The following is a 10,886-nucleotide window of genomic DNA, read 5'->3' on the forward strand; positions in this document are numbered from 1 at the left end:
AAACCTTATAAAATATATAATTTTATAAGGTTTTGCAAACAAGACATTTATGCTATACTACCTATACTTCAATAAAGGGGATAGAAGAATTTTGTTCCTCTAATAAATAGTTGGGCAGCACATGTTTATCATAAGCCACTCATTGTAATTTCGGCTTGTTTCGGAGTAAAAATATGACATCGAAAACCGTTGATCCAAACATAAATCAAGCTCCAAGCCTTCGCCTGTGGTTTGGTTTGATCATCTTGCATCTCTTCATCCCACTGATCCTTCTGGTCTGCGGAGGAGATTTTAGCTGGTGGCAGGCCTGGGTCTTTTTCGTGCTGTTCTTTCTTGCCGGTGTTGGCGGACGTATATTGGCAGAAAAACAGCATCCGGGAATTTTGGTAGAACGGGTTAACATGGAAAAAGCTAAGAATGCGAAACCATGGGATAAAGTGCTTGCCCCGTTGATGGCAATAAGTCTCTCATTCCCCCTTGTTATCGTCGCAGGATTGGATCACCGCTATGGGTGGACACCTTCATTTTCGACATGGCTTACCATTCTCGGTCTTATTTTCATCGTGATTGGATACGCATTTGCCGCATGGGCTTTAATAGAGAACCGTTTTTTCTCCAGTACAGTGCATATCCAAACGGATCGGGGACATTCAGTCTGCGACAGTGGTCCTTACGCAATAGTACGCCACCCTGGCTATGCCGGGAACCTTCTGGCACTTGCAGGCATCATAATGGCCTTGAACTCAATGTGGACCCTTATCCCTACAGCGGCGGCGTTTGTCATAGCAGTGATAAGAACTGCACTGGAAGACAAAACCCTGCATGAGGAGCTGCCGGGGTATCGAGATTATGCAAGGCGTGTACGCTATCGCCTATTTCCCGGAATCTACTGAGAGTATCTAATACACAATTGAAAGCGCCAAAAAATAAAAGAAGACCAATCAAAAATCTTATAAAATATATAACTTTATAAGGTTTTATCTCCAAGAGTAATTTGAGTTATTGTCATACAATTAACAGATACTGTTGAATCTTTGAAGCCAAGGAATAGTACCTTTATGTTAAAATAATTCAATTTAAAATAAATGGTGAAATATGGCATCTAAAGAGATACGTTACAAAGAACAGACTTTTAAACTTGCTTATGAATTGGTGAATCCTGCACAAGATAAGGTGCTGCTTATACTTCATGGATGGGGAAGTAATAAAGAGATCATGAGACAGGCTTTTGGTAATACATTACCAGACTACAAGCATATATACTTAGATATGCCAGGTTTTGGTAAGAGCAGCAATGAGATGGTCTTGAACACAAAAGATTATGCCAATATTGTAAAGCTTTTTTTAGATGCATTAGATGTTACACCTACCATCGCCATGGGACACTCTTTTGGTGGTAAGGTCTCTACATTACTGAATACACCATGTTTAGTACTTCTGTCAAGTGCAGGTGTAGTAACCATTAAGCCATGGTCTGTGAAAGTGAAGATAGCTACATTTAAACTCCTTAAACCTCTGGGGATGAAGAAGATACGAGAACTTTTTGTAGCTCCTGATGCACAAGGGATGAGCCATGAAATGTATGAGACCTTTAAAAATGTAGTGGATGAGGACTTTGAAGCCGAGTTTGCTAAAAGTAAAAGCAAGGCACTTTGCTTTTGGGGTAAAGAAGACACTGCAACACCACTGTATACAGGGGAAAAGATAGCAGGACTTATAGAGAATAGTGTCTTCTATCCATTGGATGGAGATCACTTTTTCTTTTTAACACATAAAGATTTTATCGCCAAAGCGATTACAGAACACTGCAAGGATATGACTCAATGATTTTACTAAACTCTATTTTTTACGCACTTTTTATTTTGGCTATAGGCTACTATTTTATCACGAATTTACAGTGGTACAGCTACAGGTTAAACCGTGTACTTTTTCACCATACCAAGACATGGTGGCACTTTGTTTATTTCCTGGTACCATTTGCACTTTATGCTTTTGTTGATGGTATGAGTGAGTATGGTTTTGTTGTAGTCATCGCTTATTTGGCACTACTGGTTCAGTGGTATAGAGGACTTGATAAGCCTTTGGTGTTTACAGGAAGGGTAAAACGTTTCTACGCGGCGCTAATACTTTTTGCTCTTTTCATCGCTGTAGTCTTTAAGCACTTTGCTGTAGTGTTGCCACTCTTTTTAGCCTATTTTGTCTCCATGTTTATCGAAAAGATGCTCTTTAACGGGTTTAAAATAAAGGCACAAAAGAAGATAGAAGCGATGGAAGATCTCATTGTAGTAGGAATTACAGCCAGTTACGGAAAGACAAGCATAAAAAACTATATAGAGCATTTACTCAAGGCTAAGTATAAAACCTACGCTACACCACGCTCTGTTAATACACTTGGTGGCGTGATGAAAGATGTCAATGATGATCTGCCTGATGACACAGAAGTCTATGTGGTTGAGATGGGTGCAAGAGGTGAGGGTGACATCGCTGAGATCAGTACTTTTGTAAACCCTCATTATGTTGTAGTCGGCAAGATAGGCCCTGCACATATAGAGTACTTTAAGACGATGGAGAACATCCGTAACACTAAGATGGAGATACTCAAAACAGAGAGACTCAAAGAGGCGTGGGTACATGAAAGTGCTAGAGTCAAGCCAGAGTCAAATGTACATACTTTTGGAAGTAAAGAGAACTTGGACATACGTACTATAGAAGCTGCTCCGGAGTATGTGATAGAAAATGTTAAAGCTACACTGGATAGCACAAGCTTTACACTTGATGGTGTAAGATACTCTGCAAGTATCTTAGGTGCATTCAATGCTATGAATTTAGCCGCAGCTGTACTTGTGGCTAAAGAGCTTGGACTCAGTGATGAGCAGATACAAGAAGGTCTTTCTACTCTTAAAGCTGTAGATCATAGACTACAGCGTATTGATGCTGGTGGAAAAGTAATACTGGATGACAGTTTCAATGGAAATATCGATGGAATGATGGCTTCATTTGATTTGGCAAGCACATACGAAGGACGTAAAGTAGTTATCACTCCAGGGCTTGTTGAAGTAGATGATGAACTGAATGTCCAAGTTGCACAAAGGGCTAATGAAGTGTTTGATGTAGTTGTTGTGACAGGAGACTTGAACTATGCAATTTTTAAAGATCATGTAGAGACAGACAAGTTGGTTAAACTTGCTACCAAGAGTGAGATGGAGGCGATGCTCGTAGAGCAAACACGTCCTGGAGATCTGATACTCTTTGCTAATGATGCTCCGAGTTTTGTATAAATATTAAGAATTCATCCATTTAAAAAAGAGTTCATGTTTTGAGCTCTTGATGAGAATTCCATCTATACCTTTTTGCTTGGCTTTTGTAACAGTAAACCCTTCTTTTACTGTTTTGTGCAGTCTTGTTCTCACATAACTGTGTATAGATTGTCTACAAGCATTTTGTCTGGTTGAAAGTTTTGTAGATTGTATGGTTTTATCGTTGGTTTTTAACTCACTGTACATAGGGTTACACCCATCAAATCCGTTCAATTTCATATTTTTTGCATCAAAGTCTAAAATGGCTCTGGCTTCTCGTACATCTTGCCCATCCATTGTACGTAAGTGCCAGTTCCCATGAAGATCATCAACGTCTACACTTTTCGTTTGAGCGGATAGATAACTGGTACATAATGATACCAATAGAGTAACCATAAGTGTTTTTTTGTCAAGCATTTAAAACTCCCCATATTATATAGTATAATGAGAGTATTACATTTAAATGATTAACGGAGTATGTATGAGAGTAATTTTATTCATTTTTTTAGCACTGTCGACACTTTTTGGTACAGATATTAAGCTTACGGATAAACAAGCTCACTTCATAGCACAAAAAGTATGGCAGAATGAAGGTGCAGGTCTTGACAAGTATCTGGTGCACTGGAACGAGGGTGAAGACTTTGCTTCTGTAGGGATAGGGCATTTCATTTGGTTCTCTGAAGGACATACGGAACGTTTTAGAGAAGTCTTCCCTATGGTACTTGCTTTCATGGAAGAAAAGGGAGTAGAGATGCCAAGTTGGCTTAACTCCAAAACACCACTGCCTTGGAATTCTAAGGCGGAATTTTATGCAGCGAAGAAGGCAAAAAGTAAAAAGCATACAGAGTTGTTTACTTTTCTTAAATCAACCATGCCAGAACAGGCAGCTTTTATGGCACAGCGTTTAAGTGCTGCTTTGCCTCAAATGCTAGAGACTATAGACAAACCTGAAAAGAAAGAATTGATCAAACAACGTTTTTATGAAGTGCTACATAACAAAGATGGTTCTGTAAACGAAAGGGGACTTTATGTGCTTCTGGACTACACTAACTTCAAAGGTGAAGGCACACTGGAAAGTGAACGCTACAATGGTCAAGGCTGGGGACTTCTCCAGGTACTAGAACATATGGATCCAAAGGAGTCAAACAAACTGAAATCTTTCGCAGAATCAGCCAAAGCAATGCTAAGCAGACGTATCAAGAACTCTCCTCCTGCACGTGGTGAAGAGCGCTGGAGAAAAGGTTGGAATGTGCGTTTGGAGACCTACTGGAGATAGTTTAGAGTTTGAGAGCTTTCTTTTTGAACTTATGTAGCTTTTTCTTGGCTTTCAGCATTAACTCTTTTTGACTCTTGGTTGTTTTGTCCAGTAATTGATGTTCAAGTGCTTCACTGTCAGATATCATCTTGTTGGATGCAAAATAGTTATGAAGCAGTTTTGTTTGGTTGACGGTATCATTGAAATCTCCGAGTAATGTTTGTAGTTTTCTACCTTTTTCTATCATCTTTTCGATCTTTTCTTTACCAAAAATATGTTGAAACTCTTCTAGCAGATAACGAAGTTTTTTGAGCGAGATCCTGATCTTATGGAGTTTTTTGTCATCAAAATCTTTTTCCAAAGCATCGATCTTCTTGATGATGTTTCGGTGCAACTTTTTAATGACTTTTGTGGCAATATACTCTATGGTGCCAGTGTTATTGTCAGGAGTGAGAAGTGTTTCTTCTTTTAATATATTTTGATAAGTGTGAAAAAAATCTTTAAATTTTTTGCTTTTTAACATCTGCTCTATATTTTGCTGTTCATGCTTTCGTTGTCGTTGTATGTCTTTTTGAATCATGTCATGATCATCACCAAGTTGTACCAAACGTTCTTTAATGACATCCAAGTCGCGTTTTTTATTTGTCTTCGTTGCAAATGTGTCCAGATTTTCATTAAAATAAGAGTAATGTTTTTTGGGAAAAAGAAAAGCAAACTCTTTTAAAAAAGCTCTGGATTTTCTAATGTTAATTCTAAACTGGTGCAGGTCTTCCTCATCATTACGTGAGACAATACACTTTTTATAGAAGAGTATAGAAAGAGAAAACTTGTACAAAATAACACGAAGTGCATTGATAGGTGAGAGATTGGGAATGAAATAGGCATCCAGTTCTTTACCATTCTTTGTATCAAGGTCTTTAAAGATGACATTGAGATCAGAAGATGAATGGGGGCTCCCCTGTAAAACCATGTTCTTATTTTTATAAGCCTCATCATAACTGACATCTTTGATGGCATGTGTTTTAAGTATCTTAGGAAGTTTGAACTGTTCAAATTCTTTCATGTTGGGAAACTCTATTTCAAGTATGTAGAGACCTTTTAGATCTTTTTTAAACACATCTATGGAGTATTCTTTACCTTCAAATTCAAATATATATCGGTTTTTTTCTACAGGATCTTTGATACGACCTTCAAGATTTTTGTGAAACTTCTTTTCAGATATCTCCACTTCCTCTTCATCTCTTGACACACCCATACCACGTTTGACAGTCTTAAAATAACGATCATTCATTTGTCTATAGCGTACGCTTTTATTGGGTGTAATGGTTGTATAAAATTGGGTGATCTTATGTTTTTCCAGAGCATATTTCTCTATAAGAGAAGTAATAGAGGCTTTAAGTAGGTATTTTCTTTCTATCTCTTTCATTTATCTCCCTAAGTAAGAGATTATATATTAATTTTTTAATTTAAAAACAGAAGGATCTTCAACCCCTATAAATATATTATAACAAGGACCATGTTTTCCTGTTATTTCATATTCAAATTTAGAGTCTAAGCCCAGATTTTTTGCATATGATTCTATAAGATCAACAACCTCTTTTTTTTTGGTAATGAATTCCAAAACTTTATCACCTTCATATCCTAAGAAACTCTCAATATAGTCTATATCAAGCTCAATCGCGTACTTAATCACACTCTTCATATTTGCTTGTAACATAGAAATCCTTTTTTATAAATTGTATCATAATTTATTAGAGATACATTTTACTTTATAAAGTGAGCATGAGGGCTATACTAAGGCAAGCAACCCCTCATCACAAAAAAGATAAAATTAAAAAAATATATTTAAAAGAGACATATAGCTATGCGTGCACAATTTTCCTATTTCCTAGACAGTATCTCAAAATATGCAGGGATATTGGCAGCATTTTTAGTTGTGGTTCTTTCTCTCTTGATAGTTTATGATGCAGTCATGCGTTACCTTTTTTCATCAGGTTCCATAGCACTTCAGGAAATAGAGTGGCATCTTTTTGATGTTATCTTTTTACTGGGACTGACCTATGCGCTCAAACATGACAAACATGTACGGGTAGACATTTTTTTTGAGCGTTACAGTAAAGAAACTAGAGCCATTGTGCAGATATTCTCTATGTTACTCTTGGTCATTCCTTTTTCTTTGGTCTTTTTGTCTGACTCCATAGATATGCTGACACAGAGTTATCTGCAAAATGAAATTTCAAGTGATCCAGGAGGATTGACGCATCGTTATCTCATCAAGGGTGTGTTGGTACTCTCTTTTATACTTCTGGTTATACAAGCACTGAGTGAAGTATTTAAAGCACTTCAACAACTGGAGAGTAAAACAACTTTACTACGTGTTTTGGGTATCGTATCTTTGCTTGGTGGACTTGTCTACACTGCAAACCATTATGATTTGGAGTATTGGTTTGATCCTGTACTTTTAATGTTTGCATTGACACTGTTTTTGCTCATGGCAGGTTTTCAAGTGGCTTTTGTATTTGCAGGGGTAGCACTGCTTTTTGCTGTCATTTCAAATGAAGTAGGGCTTGCTACCCTTGAAATGTTGCCTTACAGAACCTATGGGATCATGGGAAATGCCACACTTATGGCAGTCCCGCTTTTCATTTTCATGGGACTGATACTGGAAAAGTCCAAGATGGCAGAGGGCTTGTTGCTCTCTATGGGAAAACTTTTTGGTTCTGTTAGAGGTGGTTTGGCTATCTCGGTGGTACTAGTTGGAGCCATTCTTGCTGCAAGCACAGGCATCGTTGGAGCATCAGTTGTGATGATGAGTCTTATCGCACTTCCTTTGATGCTTAAACATAACTACTCTGCTTCACTGGCCTCTGGGTCTATCGCTGCGAGTGGTACCCTTGGACAACTTATTCCTCCTTCTATCGTTCTTATCATCCTTGGTGATCAGATGCACTTAAGTGTGGGTGACCTGTTTCGTGCAGCTGTAGTGCCAGGGCTTTTACTCATAGCACTCTATGTTATTTACATCCTGGTCATTTCATACTTGAATAAAGAGATCGCACCGGCTATCGTTTTAGATGAATCGTATGGAGATGTACTTAAAGAAGCAATCAAAGAGATCATACCTCCTCTACTACTCATAGGGGTGGTACTGGGGTCTATCTTTGCAGGTATCGCATCACCTTCAGAGTCAGCTGCCATAGGTGTTTTAGGTGCGATGTTATTGGCTTTAGGCAAAAGAAACTTCTCTTATGTGATGGTACGCTACGCAGCTATAGAGACGGTCAAACTTACGGCGATGATCTTTATGATACTCATTGGAGCCACGGCTTTTTCACTGGTCTTTAATGAGTTGGGTGGTGGAGATATGGCAATGGAATTTTTTACAGGAGATATGGAAGATAAATGGATGTTCATCCTTATCGCAATGCTGGTTATTTTTCTACTGGGATTTTTCATTGATTTCATCGAGATAGCCTTTGTTGTTGTACCTATATTGGTACCTATAGTAGCATCATTTGGTATAGATCCTGTATGGTTTGCTATACTCATTGCCATGAACCTGCAGGCATCATTCTTGACACCACCATTTGGCTTTGCACTTTTCTACCTTAAGGGTGCAGCCGGTGACAAAGTAAGTACGGTAGCCATTTACAAAGGGGTCATTCCGTTTATAGGGTTACAGGTTCTGGCACTGCTTATCATCATTTTTTATCCAGATTTGATCTATCTGTTTGGAAAGTAGTATAGATAAATTGATAGATGCTATAAGTGATTTATAGGTATGATAATATCGAGATGAATCAAAAGGACAGAAATGACACCAAGAGAAGCCATTCAAACATTAGAAGATAGAATGAATGCATCGGTTTTGGGACAAGAACATATTGTTTTAAGATTGATCATGGGATTGCTTGCTGATGGTAATATACTTGTAGAAGGATTGCCAGGACTTGCAAAGACCAGAGCAGTACGTGCGATGGCAGATGCGATCGAAGGTAAGTTTTCACGTATACAATTTACACCTGATCTTCTTCCTTCGGATGTTATAGGTACTGAACTATTATATGATGAAGATGGAAAACAAACATTTCATTTTCATCAAGGACCTATCTTTGGGAATATTATCTTAGCAGATGAGATCAACCGTGCTCCAGCTAAAATACAATCAGCCATGCTTGAAGCTATGGAAGAACGACAAGTTACAGTAGCAGGACAAACACATAAACTTCCTGAACTCTTCATCGTCATGGCAACACAAAACCCTTTGGAACAAGAGGGAACTTTTCCTTTATCAGAAGCACAAAAAGACCGATTTTTTATGCATGTGAAGATCGACTATGCGAAGATGGATGCAGAATTTGCAATGATAAAAATGATACAAGAAGAGAGATTTAAAGAAGATACACCTAAAGCAAAGATCTCTCAAGAAATGATCTTTGCTGCACGTCGTGAGGTTGCTCAAGTGAAATTCAGTGATGCACTTGGGCATTATATGGTAGAACTGGTCTTTGCAACACGTTATCCACTTAGATACAGTAAACAACTTGAAGTGATGATCGATGTTGGAGTAAGCCCTCGAGCAACGCTAGCACTTACACAATGTGCGCAAGCTAATGCATGGATGCAGGGAAGAGATGAAATGACAGTGCTAGATGTACAAGCTGTTATCCACGATGTCTTTCATCATCGTTTAGTCATCAGTGAACATGCCCTTACTAATAAAAGAACTGCAGAAGAGATCATAGATATTATCTTAGGACAGGTACCACTACCAAAAACTTAGGTAAAAAGCCGACTCAAGAATGACCCTTTTCCTGCCAGTTTGTCTATGAGTTCAAAGTAATATGTTTCGTGTTTGAGTCCTACTTCTGGGTATTTGAGCTGTTCATCTTTGAGTACGGCTATGGTAAAAGGCACAGAACGTATCTTGAATGCAGATGCAAGTTTAGGATTTTTTGAGACATCGCACTTTAGCACTTTAACACCATTTTTTTCACCATACTGTTCCAGTCTATCATCTATGAGTTTAGTGAGCATTTGACAAGGTCCGCATGTGGGTGAGTAGAAGTCTATAAAGACCGGTTCTTCATTGTTTTTTATAATCGTTTCATAATTTTTATCTGTAAGTTCCATATGTAAGTGTAGCTAGATTTACTTTTATTTTGTTACTCTTCTATATACTTGGTTCCCATCGATTAGGTAGGAGTTCATCAAGGGTCATATAGTGTTCTGTAGAGAGATAGACTTTTGTATGTATGTTCTTATTGTCAACTTGAAAGAGTAGTTCTCTACATCGTCCACATGGAGGGATGATGGTGTCTGCATTGGCTGCAACGATCATTTCGATCTGCGTTTCTCTGTTTTTTAACATTTCAGCGATGGCAGAATGCTCTGCACAAAATCCGATACCACATGCTACCTCAATGTTGATACCGGTGTAGACATTTCCTTTGGATGTTAAAAGTGCAGCACCTACAGTCCCTGCAGAAAAGTCAGCGTTACTAAGCTGATATTTGCCTACTATTTTACGTGCGGTTTCTATCAATACTTCTACTGTCACACTATTCCTTTTTGTTTTGAACTCTCATATGGCAGTATATCAAAATATTTGTACCATTGAGAAAAAGAAGAAAACAGACTTCTTTACAGTAAAATACCAATATGGAACAACATATAAAATTAGAACTCAAACAAACCACGGTAGAAAGTCTGAAAAGCTTTTCAGAGATACTCAACAAAAACATCAATACCATGTTGGAAGAAGCACTCGAAGAGTACTTTGAGTCTCAACAACAGAAACTCATGGAGAAAAACCAATTTGATGAGAATGCAATGACCAACCTCGACTTTAATGAATTTTGGGATGACCTGGACATTTAAGTGCAAACAAAACTCAGTGAAGCTTTAGGCCAAAAAGTAGAGGCATTGGACTTTTTACAGCAAGGGCAGATAGGCAGTATTTATAAAGCCAGTGTAGAGGGACAAACATATGTGCTAAAGACCTCCTCAAAGGTAGATAAACTGGCTATAGAAGCAAAAATGTTAGGTGATCTGCATGATGCTAAGATACGTGTACCTAAAGTCATACTGGCTCAAGATTCATTTTTAGTACTTGAATGCATTGAGAGTGTCAAACAAACCAAATATACTGAAGAGATAGAAGCTGCAAAGCTTTTAAGTACCTTGCATACCATAACAAATGAAAGTCATATGTATGGTTATTATTATGATACCACCATTGGTCCTTTCCCTCAAAAAAATGAACAAACCCAGTACAACTGGACACTTTTTCTCGGACAGATGCGTATCATGCCTATGGCAAGAATCTGTTACGA

General features: G+C 38.1%; 13 protein-coding genes. 8 read left to right on the forward strand and 5 right to left on the reverse strand.

The genetic code is table 11. From position 1 onward, the window contains the following. The first annotated feature begins 173 nt into the window (after nucleotides 1–173). From ABZC96_RS05065 to ABZC96_RS05075, 3 genes are all read left to right on the forward strand, one after another. Nucleotides 174–893: an isoprenylcysteine carboxylmethyltransferase family protein gene (locus ABZC96_RS05065; protein ID WP_373029535.1), complete on the forward strand. Its 720-nt coding sequence runs from the start codon at nucleotides 174–176 to the stop codon at nucleotides 891–893. Between the two features lie 202 nt (nucleotides 894–1,095). After that, on the forward strand, nucleotides 1,096–1,827 hold the full coding sequence (locus tag ABZC96_RS05070) for an alpha/beta fold hydrolase (RefSeq protein ID WP_373029536.1): 732 nt from the start codon (nucleotides 1,096–1,098) through the stop codon (nucleotides 1,825–1,827). Further along, entirely contained in the window at nucleotides 1,824–3,278 is a 1,455-nt protein-coding gene (locus tag ABZC96_RS05075) for a Mur ligase family protein (protein WP_373029537.1), read from the forward strand. Before ABZC96_RS05070 ends, ABZC96_RS05075 begins: the two co-directional genes overlap by 4 nt. A gap of 3 nt (nucleotides 3,279–3,281) precedes the next feature. Here ABZC96_RS05075 and ABZC96_RS05080 read toward each other — a convergent pair whose 3' ends face one another. After that, complete coding sequence (locus tag ABZC96_RS05080; RefSeq protein WP_373029539.1) at nucleotides 3,282–3,713, reverse strand: META domain-containing protein; 432 nt, start codon at nucleotides 3,711–3,713, stop codon at nucleotides 3,282–3,284. A gap of 64 nt (nucleotides 3,714–3,777) precedes the next feature. Here ABZC96_RS05080 and ABZC96_RS05085 point away from each other — a divergent pair, with 64 nt between their 5' ends. Further along, a complete protein-coding gene (locus ABZC96_RS05085) occupies nucleotides 3,778–4,572 on the forward strand; it encodes a hypothetical protein (protein WP_373029541.1) in 795 nt (264 codons plus the stop codon). Nucleotide 4,573: 1 nt separating this feature from the next. On the opposite strand, the gene ABZC96_RS05090 is transcribed toward ABZC96_RS05085, so the two are convergent. Beyond that, entirely contained in the window at nucleotides 4,574–5,977 is a 1,404-nt protein-coding gene (locus ABZC96_RS05090) for a CHAD domain-containing protein (protein WP_373029542.1), read from the reverse strand. A gap of 27 nt (nucleotides 5,978–6,004) precedes the next feature. After that, nucleotides 6,005–6,268 (reverse strand): hypothetical protein, encoded by a 264-nt coding sequence (locus ABZC96_RS05095; protein WP_373029544.1) that lies wholly within the window; start codon nucleotides 6,266–6,268, stop codon nucleotides 6,005–6,007. Nucleotides 6,269–6,415: 147 nt separating this feature from the next. Between ABZC96_RS05095 and ABZC96_RS05100 the strand changes: the two genes are divergently transcribed. Continuing rightward, on the forward strand, nucleotides 6,416–8,293 hold the full coding sequence (locus tag ABZC96_RS05100; protein ID WP_373029545.1) for a TRAP transporter large permease subunit: 1,878 nt from the start codon (nucleotides 6,416–6,418) through the stop codon (nucleotides 8,291–8,293). Between the two features lie 72 nt (nucleotides 8,294–8,365). Further along, nucleotides 8,366–9,334, forward strand: a complete 969-nt coding sequence (locus tag ABZC96_RS05105; RefSeq protein WP_373029546.1) for an AAA family ATPase — start codon at nucleotides 8,366–8,368, stop codon at nucleotides 9,332–9,334. Here ABZC96_RS05105 and ABZC96_RS05110 read toward each other — a convergent pair. Together ABZC96_RS05110 and ABZC96_RS05115 are read right to left on the reverse strand one after the other, a co-directional pair. Further along, the gene (locus ABZC96_RS05110; protein ID WP_373029548.1) at nucleotides 9,331–9,684 is read right to left on the reverse strand and encodes a thioredoxin family protein; all 354 of its coding nucleotides are present in this window, start codon (nucleotides 9,682–9,684) and stop codon (nucleotides 9,331–9,333) included. The two genes, ABZC96_RS05105 and ABZC96_RS05110, sit on opposite strands and share 4 nt — an antisense overlap. 40 nt (nucleotides 9,685–9,724) lie before the next feature. Next, a complete protein-coding gene (locus ABZC96_RS05115; protein WP_373029549.1) occupies nucleotides 9,725–10,111 on the reverse strand; it encodes a cytidine deaminase in 387 nt (128 codons plus the stop codon). Nucleotides 10,112–10,212: 101 nt separating this feature from the next. On the opposite strand from ABZC96_RS05115, the gene ABZC96_RS05120 reads away from it, so the two are divergent. After that, the gene (locus ABZC96_RS05120) at nucleotides 10,213–10,431 is read left to right on the forward strand and encodes a hypothetical protein (RefSeq protein ID WP_373029551.1); all 219 of its coding nucleotides are present in this window, start codon (nucleotides 10,213–10,215) and stop codon (nucleotides 10,429–10,431) included. Beyond that, on the forward strand, nucleotides 10,432–10,886 hold a 455-nt coding region (locus ABZC96_RS05125), incomplete at its 3' end, for a fructosamine kinase family protein (RefSeq protein WP_373029552.1).

The organism is Sulfurovum sp. (genome assembly GCF_041551015.1).
Classification (GTDB): Bacteria; Campylobacterota; Campylobacteria; order Campylobacterales; family Sulfurovaceae; genus Sulfurovum.